Genomic DNA, 17413 nt, shown 5'->3' with positions numbered 1-17413 from the left:
AAGGTTCGCACGTGGATGCGCGGGTCAAGCCCGCGCATGACGAGATGGAGTGATGCAGGACCGGGACTATCGGGAATTTCGTGCTTGGCGGGGTTATCCTGAAACAGAAGGAGACCCTGAATGGCCCGACGCAAAGATCCTGTTATCCCTGACGCGATCCTTGACCAGCTGCTGGCTGGAGCCGATGCGAAGACGGCATTCGACCAGAACGGCCTGCTCGACCAGCTGAAGAAGGCGCTGACGGAGCGGGCGCTGAAGGCGGAGCTGGATCATCATCTGGCTGGAGATGAGAGCGGCAACCGTCGCAACGGTTACGGCCACAAGACGGTGCTGACCGATGGCGGCTCGATGGGTCTGTCCATTCCCCGCGATCGGTCGGGGACGTTCGATCCGGCGCTGATCGGCAAATACCAGCGGCGCTTCCCCGGCTTCGACGAGAAGATCATCTCAATGTACGCACGCGGCATGTCAACCCGGGAGATCACGGGACACCTGCGGGAGCTCTATGGCATCGAGGTGTCGGCCGACCTGATCTCCACGGTGACGGACGCCGTGATCGAGGAGGTGACGGCCTGGCAGAACCGGCCGCTGGAGGCGATCTACCCCCTGGTGTTCCTGGATGCCATCCGGGTCAAGATCCGCGACGAAGGTCTGGTCCGCAACAAGGCCATCCATGTCGCCATCGGCGTGCGGGCCGACGGCGCCAAGGAGGTGCTGGGCCTGTGGATCGAACAGAACGAGGGCGCCAAGTTCTGGCTGCGCGTCCTGAACGAGTTGAAGAACCGGGGTGTGGAGGACATCCTGCTGGCCGTCGTCGATGGGCTGAAAGGCTTTCCCGAGGCGATCGCGGCTGCCTATCCGGAGACGATTGTTCAGACTTGCGTCGTTCATCTGCTGCGCCACAGCATGGAGTTCGCGTCCTGGAAGGACCGCAAGGCCATCGCCGCCGCCCTGAAGACGGTCTACGACGCTGTCGACGACAAGGCCGCCGAGATGGCTCTGAGCGCCTTTGAGACCGGGCCTTGGGGCGAAAAATACGCGGCCATCGGCAAGGCTTGGCGGCGGGCGTGGCCGGAGGTCATCCCCTTCTTTGCCTTCCCGCGCGAGGTCCGGCGCATCCTTTACACGACCAATGCCATTGAAGCGTTGAACTCAAAGCTGCGCCGGGCGGTCCGGGCCAGGGGGCATTTCCCCAATGACGAGGCCGCGCTGAAGCTCCTGTTTCTCGTCTTGAACCGCGCGGAGAAAGACTGGAAGATGCCGCCCCGGGAATGGACGGCCGCCAAAGCCCAGATGGCTGTCATCTTCGGCGACCGGTTCGCAAAGGCGATGACCGCCTGATACTGAACCCGCCCCGCCAAGCACGGAATTCCCGACAGTCCCGCAGGACCACGGCACCAACCCGCCCCCTGCGCACGGATGATCACGTTTGCTGACATGATCCGGGGGGATGATGTCAGCATCCTTCGCCGTGATGGTTCGCACGTGGATGCGCGAGTCAAGCCCGCGTAAGATGATACGAGATGAAAGGAGACCATAAGGAGACAAATGGCAGGAACGCCACCGTCCGATCATGACAAAAGCCTACATATCGCCCCCATCTGTGGACATCGCCGTAATCTGTGGCCCCCTCGGCACCTCCGGGACAGGAGCGCCCGCCGCCATGATCACGTTTGATGACATCCGCGGCCACACCCCGGGGGGCGTCATCCCCCCGTCACAGCAGTTTCGGCTGCCTCGGCTCCGGCGTCCCCGCCGTCCCCCCGGCCCCCTCGACCGGATCGACACAGGACGGGTCGTCGTTCCGCACGCTGTTCACCCGCGTGCTGACCGGATAGGCCTCCAGCCAATCCTCCGGGCAGGGCCGAAGCAGCGCCCCGGCGGCTTCCACGGAAGTCTCCGGGTCCAGCCACGCGGCATAGTCGTCCTCGGCCAGGATCACCGGCATCCGCTCGTGCAGCGGCTTCAGCACGCCGTTGGCCGTGGTCGTCACGATTGTGACCGTCTCCAGCGGGTGGTCCAGGTCAGGGCCGCCCTTCGGTCCCTTCCAGGTCTCCCACAATCCGGCGAAGGCGAAGGGTTGCCTGTCGCGGCGGCGGATGCGGAAGGGCTGCTTCTTCGCCCCCTTGGGCACATGCTGCTGCCATTCATAGAACCCGTCGGCCGGGACCAGGCAGCGGCGGCGGGCGAAGGCGCTGCGGAAGGACGGCTTGTCGGCCACCGATTCGGACCGCGCGTTGATCATCCGGCTGCCGATCGACGGATCGTCGGCCCAGTGGGGCACCAACCCCCAGCGCACCAGGGACAGCGCGCGCCGCTTCTCGTCGTCCAGCCAGCGCACCACCGCGACGTCCTGGGTCGGCGCGATGTTGAAGCGGGCCGGCAGGTTCGGCAGGTCGGGAAAGCCGAACATCCGGCTCATTTCGGCGACCGGAGTCGCGAGGGTGTAGCGTCCGCACATGGCTTTCCGGTGCTTTCCAAGCTCAGCTGATCGGTGAAACATCCAGGAACATAAGGACCCTGCGCTGCCCGCCGAGCATCTTTTCGGGACATGTCAGGTAAGACCACTTCCGGGGTTTGTCATCCGGCTGGACACGCATAAACTCTCTGGCTTACGGAGACAACGGCACAACCAGGCAGCACAATCTGCCGGCGCATTCCTTCAGGGGGGTTCAGATCACATGGCCAAGTTTGGAATCGGACAAGCGGTGCCGCGCACCGAGGACGCCCGCCTGCTGACCGGGCGCGGGCGCTATACCGACGACATTTCCCTGCCGGGGCAGACCTACGGGTATGTCCTGCGCTCGCCCCACGCCCATGCGGAGATCGTCTCCATCGACCTGGAAGACGCCCGCAACGCCCCCGGCGTGCTCGGCATCTACACGGTGGAGGACCTGGAGGCGGCCAACATCGCCCCCCTGCCCTGCAACGTCCCGCTGGTCCAGCGCAACGGCCAGCCGCTGGTGATGCCGCCGCGCCCGGCCCTCGCCAAGGGCCGCGTCCGCCACGTGGGCGACCCCGTCGTCTTCATCGTCGCGGAGACGCTGGACGCGGCGCGCGACGCCTCCGAGCTGGTCATGATCGACTATTCGGAGCTGCCGGCCATCGCCGACACCGTGGGCGCCCTGGCGTCCAACGCGCCCCAGGTGTGGGAGCAGGCGCCCGGCAACCTCAGCTTCGAATGGGAAAAGGGCGACCATGCCGCGACCGAGGCCGGGTTCGCCAAGGCCGCCAAGGTGGTCAGCATCGACCTGGTGAACAACCGGATCGTGCCGAACTCGATGGAGGGCCGGGCCTGCCTCGCCTCGATCGACGACACCGACCGCTATGTCCTCTACGTCTCCAGCCAGGGCGTCCACGGGCTGCGCACCCAGCTCGCGACCCAGATCTTCAACGAGCCGGAAGAGAAGTTCCACGTGCTGACCACCGACGTGGGCGGCGGCTTCGGCATGAAGATCTTCATGTATCCGGAATATGTCCTGTCGCTGTTCGCCGCGCGCAAGCTGAACCGTCCGGTCAAGTGGACGTCGGAGCGGGGCGAGGCCTTCCTCAGCGACGACCACGGGCGCGACAACGTCTCCCACGCCGACCTGGCGCTGGACGCCGACGGCAGGTTCCTGGCGCTGCGGGTCTCCACCGTCGCCAACCTGGGCGCCTACCTGTCGAACTTCGGCCCCTACATCCCGACCGACGCCGGCACGGCCATGCTGGCCGGGGTCTACACCACCCCGGCGATCCACGTGCTGGTCAAGGGCGTCTTCACCAACACCAACCCGGTGGACGCCTACCGGGGAGCCGGCCGGCCGGAAGCGGCCTACCTGCTGGAGCGGCTGGTGGACGCGGCGGCACGGGAGCTGGGGATGCATCCGGGCGAGCTGCGCCGGCGCAACTTCATCCCGCCGGAGGCGATGCCCTTCAACACCGCCCTGGGCCTCACCTACGACACCGGCGAGTTCGCCCGCAACATGGACGACGCGCTGGAACTGTCGGGCTGGACCAGCTTCGAGCAGCGCCGGGCGGAGGCGCGGTCGCGCCGCAAGCTGCGCGGCATCGGCCTCGCCACCTATATCGAGGCCTGCTCGGGCGGCGGGCCGGAGCAGGCGACGATCCAGATGTCCGGCGCCGGCAAGGTGACGGTGCTGATCGGCTCCCAGTCCAACGGCCAGGGGCACGAGACGGCCTATACCCAGATCGTCTCCGACCGGCTGGGCATCCCGGCGGAGGACATCGAGATCGTCCAGGGCGACAGCGCGCGGATCAGCTTCGGCTCGGGCACGGGCGGCTCCCGCTCCATCCCGGTCGGCGGCGCCGCCCTGTCCGACACGGCGGAACGGGTGATCGAGAAGGCCCGGGCCAAGGCGGCGGAGCTGCTGGAGGCAGCGGCCGTGGATATCGGGTTCGAGGACGGGACCTTCACCATCGTCGGCACCGACCGCAAGGTGACGATCCAGGATGTCGCCAAGGCCAGCGCGCCGGCCGACGGCGGCTTCGCCTTCGACGAGGAGGCCCGCTGGACGCCGCCGGCCGCCACCTTCCCCAACGGCTGCCACGTCTGCGAGCTGGAGATCGACGAGGACACCGGCGGGATCGAGTTCGTCCGCTACACCGTGGTCGATGATTTCGGCAAGGTGCTCAACCCGATGATGCTGGCCGGCCAGGTCCATGGCGGCGTCGGACAGGGCATCGGGCAGGCCGTGTACGAGGAATGCGTCTACGACCCCGACTCGGGCCAGCTGCTGACCGGCTCCTTCATGGACTATTGCATGCCGCGGGCCAACAACATCCCGTTCGTCCAGTTCAAGCTGAACGAGGTGCCCAGCACGACCAACGCGCTCGGCATGAAGGGCGCCGGGGAGGCCGGGGCGATCGGGGCGCCGCCCGCGGTGATCAACGCCGTGGTGGACGCGCTGTCGGTCTACGGGGTGCGGCATGTGGACATGCCTGCAACACCGCAGAAGATTTGGCGCCTGATCCAGGAGCATCGCCCCGCGATCGCCGCCGAATAACGTCGGCGGGGGTTCCCCAAGGGTCGCGCGGGGGCGTATGCTCCCTATCTTGTGACCTTTGGGGGACTCATGTCAGATCGTAGGGCGGATCAGAGCCTGGATCACGGCTTTGCCAAGTTGCTTCCGGCCGTGCGCACCATCGCGCGGGAGGCCGGTCAGGTCATACTCCGGTATTACACGGACACGGTGACCGCCCACGTCAAGTCCGACGGCAGTCCGGTGACCGCCGCCGACCACGCCGCCGAAGCCGTCATCCTGCCGGCCCTGCACCACCTGACTCCGGACATTCCCGCCATCTCGGAGGAGCAGCACGCCGCCGGCAAGTCCCCGCCGGGCGACCACGGCACCTATTGGCTGGTCGATCCGCTGGACGGCACGCGCAGCTTCGTCGAGCACACCGGCGAGTTCACCGTGAATATCGGGCTGGTGAAGGACGGCGTCCCGGTCCTGGGCGTCATGTACCTGCCGGTGGACGGCGACCTCTATGCGGCGGCCGGTCCCGGCACCGCCGTCCACTGCGTCCAGGGCCGCGGCGACGTGCCGATCTCCGCCCGCATGGTTCCGCCGGACGGGCTGGTGGTCCTGTCCAGCCGCCGCCACGGCGACCGCGAACGGCTCGACAAGTTCCTGGAAGGCAAGCTGGTGAAGGAGCACCGCCACTCCAGCAGCGCGCTCAAGTTCTGCCTGATCGCCCGGGGCGAGGTCGATATCTATCCCCGCTTCGGCCCGACCTGCGAGTGGGACACGGCGGCCGGCCACGCCATCCTGCTGGCGGCCGGCGGCTCCATCGAGACCCCCGACGGCAAGCCGCTGGGCTACGGCAAGCCGGACTTCCTGAACGGGGAGTTCATCGCCTACGGGCGCCGCTGAACATCATACAATGAGCATCCGGTCTGCCGCCGTCACCGTCCTGACCACCGCCGATCCTGCCGAGAAGGTCCGCCTCTCCCGCCGCTTCGCCGAGGAGTGGCGGACCGGCGCGCTGGCCGGGATCGAGCCGCCCGGCCCGCCGGTCCCGCCCGACCGGCCGGCGCGTCCGGACTATCCGGAGCTTCGCCAGCCGCGCGACATGCCGCCGCGCCGCAAGGCCGGCAGCGTCGCCGGGCGGACCGCGCTGATCCACGCGCTCGCCCATATCGAGCTGAACGCCATCGACCTGTCCTGGGACATCGTCGCCCGCTTCGGCGCGGAAATGCCCAAGGGTTTCACCGACGACTGGGTCCAGGTCGCCGACGACGAGGCGCGGCATTTCGACATGCTATGCGGCCGCTTGGCCGACCTGGGCAGCCATTACGGCGCCCTGCCCGCCCATGACGGGCTGTGGCAGGCCAGCCGGGACACCGCCCACGACCTCGCCGCCCGCCTCGCCATCGTGCCGCTGGTGCTGGAGGCGCGCGGGCTGGACGTGACGCCCGCCATGATCCGGAACCTCCGCACCGTCGGCGACGACGCCGGCGCCGACGCGCTCCAGATCATCCACGACGACGAGATCACCCACGTGGCCGCCGGCCGGCGCTGGTTCGAGCATGTCTGCGACAAACTGGACGTCCCGCCGATTCCCACTTGGCAGAACCTCGTCCGCACCCATTTCAAGGGCGGATTGAAGCGTCCCTTCAACGAGGAAAGCCGGGACAAGGCGGGTTTCTCCGCCGCCTTCTACGACCCGATCGCCGACGACTGACGATCGATCGCGTCATGCCCGGCGGGTCAGCACCAGCGCGGTCACGTCGTCGTCGAAGCTTCCCAGCGCGGTGAGGGAGCCGAGCAGGCCGGCCAGGAAGCCGGCATCCTCCTCCTGGTGCATGTGCCCGCGGACGAGGTCGAGCAGACCCTCCTCGCCCAGCACGGTATCCTCGGCGGTCCACAGCTCGCTGGCGCCGTCGCTGTAAAGGAACAGCCTTCCGCCGACCGGCAGGGCCAGGTCGCGGTTCTGGTAACGGGCCGAGGCCAGGATGCCGACCGGCAAGCCGCTGCTGTCGCCGAACTCCGGCACGGCGTCGCCCGCCTGCCAGACCATCGGCGCCGGCGCCCCGGCAGAGGCATAGTGGAACGTGTTGTTCTCGGCATCGATCACGCCGACCAGCATGGTCGCGAACTGGCCGCTGCGCAGGAGCGGACAGACCCGTTCATTGACCTCGCGCAGATGGTCGGCGGGGTCGAAATCGTTCAGGTCCATCTGCCGCAGGATCGCGTGCAATCTGAAAGTGTTGAGCGCCGCGCCGACGCCGTGGCCGGAGAAATCGACCAGCCAGACGATCAGCCTGCCGCGCCCGTCGCGCCGCAGGTCCCAGAAGTCGCCGCCCAGTTCCGAGGACGGCTCGAAATGGGCCGACAGGCTCAGGCCCAGGTCGGCCTCGGTCTCCCGCAGCCGCGAGGGGGCCGGCAGCAGCCGTTCCTGCATGCTCCGCGCCAGCGCCAGCTCGCCCTGGCGGCGGCGGCGATAGCCTTGCAGGTCGCGCAGCAGCGCCTGGTTCTCCAGGTGGATGCGGACGCGGGACAGCAGTTCGGTCGCGTTGATCGGCTTGCTGACGAAATCGGTCGCTCCGACCGAGAAGGCGCGGGTCCGATCCTCGGAGCCCGACAGGCTGCTCTGGACCAGGATCGGCAGGTCGCGGCGGTTGGGATCGGTTCGCAGCCTGCGGCACACCTCGAAGCCGTCCAGCTTCGGCATCATCAGGTCGAGCAGGATCAGGTCGGGCGCATTCGTTTCGATCTTGGCCAGGGCGTCGATCCCGTCCTCTGCCATCTCGACATTGGGAAAGCCGCCGCGCTGGAGCACGGCGACCAGCAGGTGGCGGTTCACCCGGTTGTCGTCGACCACCAGGATCCGGGCGTTCCGGATATTGACCGACGCGGAGGCTGACCTGCTCATCTACCGCTCCGCCCAGGGAGGCGTACAAGCGTCCTTGGCCAGGAAGACCAGGGTCATGTCCTGCCCCGGCCGGTCGCCGACCGCTTGGGCGAGTGCTGCGACCATGCGGTCATGGGCCTCGTCCAGGCCGGGCGCTTGGAGGGCCGGAACCGCGAGGTCGGCGAGCGCCCGTTCCGCCGCCCGGCCGCCGTCGCCCGGCAGGGCCGTCAGCACGGCATTGTTGTAGAGCAGCAGCATGGCGCCCGGACCGAACGCCAGGGTGCGGGTGCGGTAGACGCTCCCGGCGGCATGGCCGACCGGCGCGCCGTCGGCCTCGCCCAGGGTCGCCATGTCGGAGCCGCGCCGGACCAGGATCGGCCGCCGGGCCGACGCGGTGGTGTAGGAAAAGGTCCCGGCGATCGGGTCGACCACGCCATAGATCATCGCCGCCCGCTCGTCCGATTCGAAAAGCCCGACGGCCCGCGCATTGGCCTCGGTCAGGAAGCGGGAGGGATATGATGCCAACGGCGCAAGTTCATGGAGCACGGTATGCATGCGGAACGCGTTCAAGGCCGCCGACACGCCGGTCCCGGTCATGTCCAGCAGATAGAGTCCAAAGCGTCCCTCCGGCAGCGGGATGACGCCCCAGATGTCGCCGCCCAGTTCGGATGAGACCGCCCGGTGATGACGGATCCGCACGCCGCTGTCGCGGCTGATCTGGTCGAAGATCGCCGCGGTCGGCAGCAGGTGGCCGTACATCTCCCGCGCCATGGCCAGCTCGTTCTCCAGCCGGGTGCGGTAAAGCTGGAGGTCCTGGATCAGCATCCGGTTCTCCAGATGGATGCGGACCCGGGCCAGCAACTCGTTGCGGTCGATCGGCTTGGTGATCAGGTCGGTGGTGCCGAGCTGGAAGGCCTTGTTGCGGTCCTCGGTGTTGGACAGGGCGGTTTGTACAAGGACGGGCAAGTCTGCAAAGCGGTCCTCGGCGCGCAGGCGTCGGCACACCTCGAACCCGTCCAGGCCGGGCATCACGATGTCCAGGATGACCAGATCGGGCATTTCATGGTCGATCTTGCGCAGCGCGTCGATGCCGTCCACCGCATGCTCGATCCGGCGGAACCCCGCCTGCCGCAGCATCGCCGTGATCAAGGTGCGGTTGAAGTCGGTATCGTCCACCACCAGGATCAGGCAGTCGAGGATCCCGACCTGCCGGAGCTCGGTCAGCGCCGCCGCGGAGGCCATCTCCATCCCGCCGTTCATCGGGCGAACCTCATGCGGACCCGACGGCCGTCGTCCAGCAGTTCCCAACCGGCCGCCAAGGACTCGATCAGGCCGATGCCCCGCCCGCTCGCCGTCGTCGGCGCCCGGGGCTTCGGCACGAAACCGGGACCTTCGTCGATCACCTCGATGGTGAACTCCGCGTCGCCGATCGAAACGGCGATCCCGACCCGCAGGTTCGCCAGCGCCGGATCGGCCAGCCGTTCGCTGATGTCGCAGGAGAAGGCGTCCAGCGCAGCCAGCGTCGGGCCGCGCAGGCTCGACACGGCCAGGTTGCCGTGGATCACCGCATTGCTGACGGCCTCCTGGAGCGCCAGTTCGATGTCGTAGCACCTCTCCTGCCCGAGCGACATGATCCCGTCGATCGCGGCCACCACGGCGTGGGCCACGGGCAGCCGATAGGCGCTGGCCGTGGTCAGGGACAGGAACAGCGTCCAGCCCGCCGCACGCCGCACGCATTCCGCCGCCGCCGGGGCGTCGAGCGAACCGACCTCGATGCAGGCCCCCGCTCCCCGGTCCAGGACCTCGTTCAGGCAGGCCTGGTCAAGGCCGGCCGCGAGCACGGCCGCACCGTCGATCCGGACGCAGGCGTCCCCCGGAAGCCCGCAGACGATGGGGCAGCCGCCGCGGCCGACCAGCGTCGCGATCTCCTGGAGGTGCTCGGCTGTCAGTCCGACACCGTAGAGCGTGCTCGCCCGCATGACCGGCTCGTCCGAAATCGGCTTCAGTCCTGGATGTCCACGATCTTGTCCAGCTGGGCGACCGAAAGGACCCGCTTGACCTGCCCCTGCGCCCCGCGGAGGAACAGCTTCTTGTCGACCTGGGCGACCTCCTCGCGCGCGACCAGGATCATGCCCAGGCCGGAGCTGTCCACGAACTCCAGCCCGCCGATCATCATGACCTGACGCTTCGGAGGGCTCTGCACCATCTCCTGGATCATGCTGCGGACCTTGCCATGGTCGTTGAAGGTCAGGCGGCCCGTGACGAAAATGCGCGCCTCCAGGTCGTCCAGCTCGATACGGTAATCCATCTCTATACACCGCTCCATGAATGGCAGAATGCGCTGCCGCCGCCGGGCAATCTCACGCTCGATCAGAACAGTTCGACATTGTCGTCGTCCGTGCCGTCCGACAGGCCCGGATCCACGCCGTCGGCCTCCGGGATGCCCGTCTCGTGGTCCAGCGCCCCGTGGGCATCCAGCGCCGAGCCCGCCAGCAGCATGCGGCGGACGAAGCGCTGGCGAAGCTCGCTCAGGGTCATGCCGGACAGCAGCTGGTCCACCCATTCCTGCGGGAAGTCCGCCTGGGCGCCGGCCGGCAACGCCAGGCGCGTCCTCGCGCCCAGTTCGCCAAGGCCGTTCGACATGACGGTCATGCCGTCGATCACGTGGTCCAGGCGCTGCTTGGCCAAGTCCTGGAACTGCATCCGGGTGATGACCTGGCTGATATGGGCGGAAATCTCGGTCGAGACCCGCGCGGCGTCCTGGAGCACGCTCTGGAAATGCTGGCTCTGCGCGACCAAGCTCATCATCGTCATGTCGATGCGGTCCTTCGCCAGCATCTGCGGCGACAGGTCGGTATTGGCGATGTCCCGCAGAATCTCGTGGCCGCGCCGGACGCCGACGACGACCGCGCCGACCTTGTCGCGCATGCGGCCGGCAAGGTCCCCGGTCGCCTTGGATAGGTGCCGCACCTCGTTGGCGACCACGGCAAAGGTCCTGCCCGCCTCGCCCGCGCGGCTGGCCTCGATGGTCGCGTTGAGCGCCAGGAAATTGGTCTGGCGGTTGATGGTGTCGATGTCGGCGATGCTCTTCTCGACCTCGCCGACATCCCGGACGACATCGTCCAGCACATAGACCATCGTCATGGCCTGCTTCGACAGGTTGACGATGTTGTTCACCATCTCAACCAAAATCTGCTGCATCGTCGCGACGACGCGGTCGAGCGGAATGGCTTCGCCATCGATCGTGACGGAGTTGGCGACCGCGATGATGTCCTCGACCCGCTTGGTCTGCTCCCGCGCCGAGGTGGCGAGATCGCGGAACCGCGAGCTGATCTCCAGCGTGCTGGACTCGACCAGGTCGCTGGTCCGCCTCACCTCGGTCGCCAGGGCGTCCAGGCAATGGTTCTGAAGCTCGGAAAAGCCGAGCCAGCGGCCCAGCAACTCGTCGTACCCGGCATCGGCCGGCGGCTCCGCCGCCGGTGTCGGGGCCGGAACCGGGCGGACCGCCGCGGGCAGCGCGTCGGAACGGCTGCCGGCGATGCTCTTCAACAATCCGAACGACATCGGTCAGTCTCCCCCGTCCGTCATCAGCTCGACCGTGCTGCGGGGGCCGCCGCGGCGCGGAGCATCTCGGCCGGGATCTGTCCGAGCGGCATCTCGACGGCGACGCCGCCGCCCAGCTTGGCCATGCGCGGCATGCCGTAGACGACGCAGCTCTGCTCGCTCTCCCCGATCGTCCAGGCCCCGGCAGCACGCATCGCCGCCATCCCGGATGCGCCGTCGCGCCCCATCCCCGACAGGATCACGCCGACCGCGTTGGCACCGGCCACCTCGGCGACCGAGTTGAACAGGACATCGACCGACGGCCGGTGACCGCTGACGGGCGGTCCGTCGACGATCTCGCACAGATAGCCGAATCCGTCCCGGCGCAACGCCATGTGACGGTCGCCGGGCGCTATCAGCACCTCGCCCGCCGTCACGCGCATGCCGGACTCGGCCATCCTGACGGTCATCGCGGACTGGCGGTCCAGCCGGGCGGCGAAGCTCGGCACGTAGAAGGCGCCCATGTGCTGGACGATCAGGATCGGCGGCGATCCTTCCGGCAGAACCTCCAGGATATCGCGGATGCGCTCGACCCCGCCGGTCGAGGCGCCCAGCGCGATCAGTCGGCCGCCGCCGCCGCGGGCTCCCGCCTTGGCCCGCGCCGGCTTCGCCCGGGGCGGCCCCAGGCGGACATGGGCCGCCACCTTCAGCTTGCCGACCAGTTCGTCGCGGAAGTCGACGAAGCGCTCGCCCTCGGCGCCGTTGGGCTTGGCGATGCAGTCGATCGCCCCCAGTTCCAGGGCCCGGACCGTGGCGTCGGCGCCCTCCCGGGTCAGGGTCGAGACCATGACAACCGGCATCGGCCGAAGCGTCATGATCTTCTCCAGGAAGGTCAGCCCGTCCATGCGCGGCATCTCGACGTCCAGTGTCAGGACGTCCGGGTTGGCCGACTTGATCATTTCCCGCGCCTCGTAGGGGTCGGCGGCATGACCGACCACCTCGAAGCCCGGCTCGGCGGCCAGCGCTTCGGTCAGCATCCGGCGCATCAGCGCGCTGTCGTCCACGATCGCGACCCGGATCGGCTTGCCCATCATCAATCCCCGAACAACTCGATATCACCCTCGACCGGCTTGGCGCCCAGGTCGGACATGAACCGCATCTCGCTGCGGATGGTGTCCTCCACCGCTTCCTGCCGGATCAGGCGACGCATCACCTTCCCGGTGTTCGGGAAATAATGGACGCGCCGGGCGAGGGTGCCTCCCAGGTCCTGCGCGGCCAGCGTCAGCCCTTCGGCGGCTATGAAGCCCAGCACGAACTCGGCGTTGCGGCGCCCGATGGGATTGCTGCTGGCGATCACCTTGGCGCCGCCGAACACCTTGACCTCCAGCCGGTCGCGCCGGCCGCCCCGCCGCAGGATCTCGTTGATCAGGCGTTCCATGGCGACGCCGCCGTACCGCGCGGCGGCGTTGACCCCGCCGTCGTTCCCAGCGGGGGCTTCCGGCAGCAGGAAATGGTTCATGCCGCCAAGGCCCAGGATCGGATCGCGGACGCAGGCGGCGATGCAGGAACCGAGGGTGGTGACCAGCATCTCGTCGGGCCGCTGGGTGATCTTGTGCTCGCCGAGCAGGACCTTGACGGCATGGGCGCGGAAGCCCGGATGGAAATAGCCTTCATTGGGCTCGTCCAGGCTCGGAACACTCCCCCTGCGGTCGTCAAGCGCGCGTGCGGCATGCTTCATGGTATGGCCTGATAGCTGGTCGGCCCCACTTGGCGAAACTGTTCGGAAACGCCGTAGAGACTTTCTGAATGGCCGAGATAGAGATGCCCATCGCCATCCAGGAGTTGGTGGAACTTCCCTATCACTTCCGTCCTACCATGCCTGTCAAAATAGATAAGCACGTTGCGGCAGAAGATCGCATCGAAGGGTCCGCGCATAGGCCAGTCTTCAAGCAGGTTCAGCGGCTTGAAGGTGATCAGCCGGCGCAGGCCCTCGCCCATGGAGAGAACCCGGCGGGTTCCCTGCTGCTGCTCCGCGGTGTGGCGCGAGCGGACCGCCGGGGGGATGGCCGTTGCCGCGTCCGTGGCGTAGAGCCCCCGGCGCGCGGTCTCGACCATGTGGGTATCGATGTCGGTCGCCAGGATGCGGACGTCCCAGCGGTGAAGGTCGGGCACGGTCGAGGCCACGGTCATCGCGATCGTGTAGGGTTCCTCCCCCGAGGAGCAACCCGCCGACCAGATCCTCAGGCGCGGCTTGGCAGCGCCGGCCTGCCGTTCCTGGATCCGGGGCAGCACGACCGTGGCCAGGTGCTCGAAATGGTGGGGCTCCCGATAGAAGCGGGTCAGGTTGGTGGTCAGGGCGTTGACCAGCAGGCCGATCTCGCTTTCCCCCGACTCGGACGACAGGAAGGCGCAGTAGGCGTCGAAGTCCGCCATGCCCAGGTCCCGCAGCCGGCGGGCAAGGCGGGAATAGACCATCTCGACCTTGTGGGGAGCGAGATGAATGCCCGTGAGCTGCTGGAGCAGCGCCGCGATCTGGTCGAAATGCCCGCGGGTGAAATGGAACTCGCGCTCGCCGGTGGTCCGGGAGAGGCTGCCCTCCCGGCCCCGGCCGACCGGTGCGCTCCGGTGCGCCGCTTCAGTCATTCGATCCCTCCCGCGCGGGGCATGTCGCCAGATGTCATGAAAGGTCATGAAACGTCATGAGCCGGGGCCGTGGCGCCTGCTCAGAACTCCTTCCAGTCGGGATCGTCGTTGGTCTCGACCCGGCGCAGGGTGGTCGGATGCTGGACGACCCTCTTGGCCTCGGCGGCGGGTCGGGCGGCTGGGCGCGGAACGGGCCGCGCGCCGGTCGCGACCTTGCGCATCGGCACCGGCGCGGGCCGCGCCGGAAGCTCGGCGGCGGGAGACAAGGCGCCGGAGACGCTGAAGAACGAGATCAGCGAGCCGAGGTCATGGGCCTGCCCCTCCATCGAGCGCGCCGCGGCCGAACTCTGCTCGACCAGGGCCGCGTTCTTCTGGGTCATCTCGTCCATCTGGGCGACGGCGCCATTGATCTCGTCCAACCCGTTGGCCTGCTCGGCGGTCGCGCGGGCGATCTCCGCGACCAGGTCGGCGACCCGGCTGACGCCCTCCACGATGTCCGACAGCGCTCCGCCGGCCGCGCCGACCAGATCGACGCCGTCGCGAACCTGGGTGTTGCTGTCGATGATCAGCGCCTTGATCTCCTTGGACGCCTGGGCCGAGCGCTGGGCGAGCGTCCGGACCTCCTGCGCCACGACGGCAAAGCCGCGCCCGGCGTCGCCGGCGCGGGCGGCCTCGACCGCAGCGTTCAGCGCCAGCAGGTTGGTCTGGAAGGCGATCTCGTCGATCACGCCGATGATGTCGCTGATCTTCTGGCTGGAGCTCTCGATCCTGCGCATCGCGTCCACCGCGTCGCCCGCGACCTTGCCGCCGCGATCGGCGGCGGTACGGGCGGTCGAGGCGACTTCGTTGACCTGCTTGGCATTGTCGGCGTTGCTGCGCACCGTCGCGGCGAGCTGCTCCATGCTGGCCGCCGTCTCCTCCAGGCTGGAGGCCTGCTGCTCGGTCCGCTCGGACAGGTCGAGGCTTCCCGCCGAAACCTCGCGCGCCGCTTCGGAGATCGCGGCCGTGGACTGGCTGATCCGGCCGACGATGTCGGACAGTTTCTCGGCGGTGGAGTTGAAGTCGCTCTTGAGGCGCTGGAAGACGCCTTCGTAGTCCTTCTCGATCCGGCGGGTCAGGTCGCCGTGGGACAGGGCCTGGAGGACGGCGGCCAGATCCTCGGCGACCGCGCAGACATTCTCGGCCAGATCGTTGATGCCCTCGCTGACCGTCAGGAAGAACCCGCTCTTGCCCGCCAGCTCGATCCGGGCGGAGAAGTCGCCCCGAACCGCGCCGGCGACGATGCCGCCGATTTCCTCCTCGACCTGGAGTTCCTCGGTCAGGTCGCGCCATTCGATGATGGTGCCGAGGCGTTCCCCGCGCTGGCCGGACACCGGATGGGCGATGACCTGGAAGGTATGACCTCCGGCCTTGGCGATGCCCTTGTGACTGCCGGTCAGCCCGCCGAGCAGCCGGCGCTGGTGCGACGGATCGCGATGGAAGAGGTCGATGTTCGTCCCGATCAGGGTCTTCGAGTCAAAAGCCGGAAGGCTCTTGCGCAGGTCGGCCTCGCACGCGCTGAACATGCCCATGATCGCCCGGTTGCAATAGACGATCTTGCCGTCCGCGTCGGACATCATGATGTTGGCGCTGACGTTGTCGAGACCGATGCGGGTCCGCACCGCCGCCACGGCAACGGTCTTGAACGCATCCACCGCACGGGCCATGTCGCCGAGCTCGTCGCGGTCGGCGGTGCCGGGAACCGTGACCGCCAGGTCGCCGTCCGTCAGGTCGGCCATCACTTTGCGGAGCGCATTGACCGGGTTGATGATGCTGCGTGAAATCAGGTGGGCGGCGATGATGCCGATCAGGATGGAGATCGCGCCGATAACGGCCGTGATGGTCAGGGCATTTTCGACATCGGCCGCCGTGGCCGCCCTGATCCCGGCCTGGCTGGCCTCGGCGGACCTGACGATTTCGACCGCCTTGCCGGAAGTCGCCGTCCCGAGGTTGAGCAGAACCTCGTCGCGCAGACGCAGGATTTCCACATTGCTCGACAGGATCTCTGCGAACCCGGCCGCGAACCGGTCGGCCCCCTCCGCCAACTCAACCCGCGCCTCCTTTAGTTTCGGATCGGTCAGCACGGCATCGAGCTCTTCCAGATGCTCTCGCATTTCGCCGAGGTTCTCGTCGAACTTCCGCCGTGCCGAGGGGTCCCCGCTGACAAGGAACCGGTCCACCACCAGCCGAGCCACGAGCCAATGTTCCGCCGCTTCCCCGGCGGCGAAGGACGCGGTGAGAGCGCCGGCCGCGGCCGACTTTTCCTTGATCTCGGTGAAGTGCCGGAAGACGCTGTCCGCCAGGAGGTCCATCCGCTCGCGCACCATGGAATCCTGCCTGGTCCGCAGCTCGACGAGCTTTTCGAAACTGACCAGGTATTCGGCCGCGAGCGCCTCGATGTCGGTCACGAGCCGAAGCCGCGTCGGATCCTCGACCGCCTTCTTCGTGGCGGCTATGCGACCCAGCAGGGCCGTGTGGAGGTTGCGGACGACAGGCGGCAGCTTCTGGTCCCCGGTGAACGCGAAGTTGCGGACGGCAATGCGCATGCCCACCATTTCCGATTCGAGTTCCTTGGCGAGCCTCGCCTCTTCCCCGATTTCGCCAAGACGGATGACGTTGTCCCGCATAGTCAGCAGGCTGTAGCCGCCATAGCCGAAGCCGGCGACCAGCAGGCTTATCATCAGGCCGAAGGCGATCGACAGGCGCTTGTTGATGCCGAGCCGAGCCAGGGCGGAACTTTGATGGGTGACGGACATTTTGAAATCCCTTCGCGGCTCTGCTCAGGCCTGCGCCTGATGGGGGATCTGGATATGTTGGGAAGAGAGTTCCTCGACGGCGTCGCCTGCGAACAGGCGGGTCACGTCCAGCAGGGTCACCATGCGGTTCTCCGCCGTGACCAGACCGCTGAGGTATTGCTGGTCGATCAGCCCGCTGTCGATGTCCGGCGGCGGCTTGACCGCGTCGTGGGCGACGGTGAGGATATCGGAGATCGCATCGACCAGGATGCCCCGGGTGCGTTCGCCGACCTGCAGGACCACGACCACGTGACGCTTGGTCACTTCCGTCTGCCCGCCGCCGAAGCGGGCGCGCAGATCGAAGATGGGGATGATGATGCCGCGCAGGTTGACCACGCCGCGCACGTAATCCGGCATGTTGGGAAGCTTGGTCTCCGGCGTCCAGCCGCGGATCTCGCGCACGGACAGGATGTTGACGCCGTACTCCTCCGTCCCGACGGTGAAGGTGACGTACTGTTCCTCGGCCGAGACCGGTCCGGCCTGACCTCGCGGAACGGCCGGCAGGGCGGCCGAAGGGACTGTTGCCATCTGTCTTA

Annotated in this window: 15 protein-coding genes; 4 read left to right on the top strand and 11 right to left on the bottom strand. The window is 67.8% G+C overall.

The window, feature by feature from the left end:
• Positions 1 to 120 precede the first annotated feature (120 nt).
• Positions 121 to 1341: an IS256 family transposase gene (locus JL100_RS06405; RefSeq protein WP_201072050.1), complete on the top strand. Its 1221-nt coding sequence runs from the start codon at positions 121 to 123 to the stop codon at positions 1339 to 1341.
• A gap of 376 nt (positions 1342 to 1717) precedes the next feature.
• Here the strand turns inward: JL100_RS06405 and JL100_RS06400 are convergent, their stop codons facing one another.
• Positions 1718 to 2461: an SOS response-associated peptidase gene (locus JL100_RS06400; RefSeq protein ID WP_202684793.1), complete on the bottom strand. Its 744-nt coding sequence runs from the start codon at positions 2459 to 2461 to the stop codon at positions 1718 to 1720.
• A 220-nt stretch (positions 2462 to 2681) separates the two neighbouring features.
• Here JL100_RS06400 and JL100_RS06395 point away from each other — a divergent pair, with 220 nt between their 5' ends.
• The 3 genes from JL100_RS06395 (at position 2682) to JL100_RS06385 (ending at position 6687) form a co-directional block, all read left to right on the top strand.
• The gene (locus JL100_RS06395) at positions 2682 to 5006 is read left to right on the top strand and encodes a xanthine dehydrogenase family protein molybdopterin-binding subunit (protein ID WP_202684792.1); all 2325 of its coding nucleotides are present in this window, start codon (positions 2682 to 2684) and stop codon (positions 5004 to 5006) included.
• A gap of 69 nt (positions 5007 to 5075) precedes the next feature.
• Entirely contained in the window at positions 5076 to 5876 is an 801-nt protein-coding gene (gene cysQ / locus JL100_RS06390; RefSeq protein ID WP_202684791.1) for a 3'(2'),5'-bisphosphate nucleotidase CysQ, read from the top strand.
• A gap of 10 nt (positions 5877 to 5886) precedes the next feature.
• A complete protein-coding gene (locus JL100_RS06385; protein WP_202684790.1) occupies positions 5887 to 6687 on the top strand; it encodes a ferritin-like domain-containing protein in 801 nt (266 codons plus the stop codon).
• Between the two features lie 12 nt (positions 6688 to 6699).
• Here JL100_RS06385 and JL100_RS06380 read toward each other — a convergent pair whose 3' ends face one another.
• From JL100_RS06380 to JL100_RS06335, 10 genes are all read right to left on the bottom strand, one after another.
• A complete protein-coding gene (locus tag JL100_RS06380) occupies positions 6700 to 7878 on the bottom strand; it encodes a PP2C family protein-serine/threonine phosphatase (protein ID WP_202684789.1) in 1179 nt (392 codons plus the stop codon).
• Positions 7879 to 9117 (bottom strand): response regulator, encoded by a 1239-nt coding sequence (locus JL100_RS06375; protein WP_228421101.1) that lies wholly within the window; start codon positions 9115 to 9117, stop codon positions 7879 to 7881.
• Positions 9114 to 9836 (bottom strand): ATP-binding protein, encoded by a 723-nt coding sequence (locus JL100_RS06370; protein WP_202684788.1) that lies wholly within the window; start codon positions 9834 to 9836, stop codon positions 9114 to 9116. The genes JL100_RS06375 and JL100_RS06370 overlap by 4 nt, the downstream gene beginning before the upstream one ends.
• Before the next feature lie 23 nt (positions 9837 to 9859).
• Positions 9860 to 10165: an STAS domain-containing protein gene (locus JL100_RS06365; RefSeq protein ID WP_202684787.1), complete on the bottom strand. Its 306-nt coding sequence runs from the start codon at positions 10163 to 10165 to the stop codon at positions 9860 to 9862.
• A 62-nt stretch (positions 10166 to 10227) separates the two neighbouring features.
• A complete protein-coding gene (locus JL100_RS06360) occupies positions 10228 to 11421 on the bottom strand; it encodes a methyl-accepting chemotaxis protein (protein WP_202684786.1) in 1194 nt (397 codons plus the stop codon).
• 23 nt (positions 11422 to 11444) lie between these two features.
• Complete coding sequence (locus JL100_RS06355) at positions 11445 to 12491, bottom strand: protein-glutamate methylesterase/protein-glutamine glutaminase (RefSeq protein WP_202684785.1); 1047 nt, start codon at positions 12489 to 12491, stop codon at positions 11445 to 11447.
• Positions 12492 to 12493: 2 nt separating this feature from the next.
• Positions 12494 to 13138 (bottom strand): chemotaxis protein, encoded by a 645-nt coding sequence (locus tag JL100_RS06350; protein WP_202684784.1) that lies wholly within the window; start codon positions 13136 to 13138, stop codon positions 12494 to 12496.
• Positions 13135 to 14043: a CheR family methyltransferase gene (locus JL100_RS06345; RefSeq protein ID WP_202684783.1), complete on the bottom strand. Its 909-nt coding sequence runs from the start codon at positions 14041 to 14043 to the stop codon at positions 13135 to 13137. Before JL100_RS06345 ends, JL100_RS06350 begins: the two co-directional genes overlap by 4 nt.
• An 80-nt stretch (positions 14044 to 14123) precedes the next feature.
• Positions 14124 to 16838, bottom strand: a complete 2715-nt coding sequence (locus JL100_RS06340) for a methyl-accepting chemotaxis protein (protein ID WP_228421100.1) — start codon at positions 16836 to 16838, stop codon at positions 14124 to 14126.
• Between the two features lie 24 nt (positions 16839 to 16862).
• Entirely contained in the window at positions 16863 to 17405 is a 543-nt protein-coding gene (locus tag JL100_RS06335) for a chemotaxis protein CheW (protein WP_202684782.1), read from the bottom strand.
• Positions 17406 to 17413 lie beyond the last annotated feature (8 nt).

This window comes from Skermanella mucosa (assembly GCF_016765655.2).
Taxonomy (GTDB): domain Bacteria; phylum Pseudomonadota; class Alphaproteobacteria; order Azospirillales; family Azospirillaceae; genus Skermanella; species Skermanella mucosa.
Note: the sequence above shows the minus strand (reverse complement) of the source record. Positions and strands in the feature narration are given on the sequence as shown.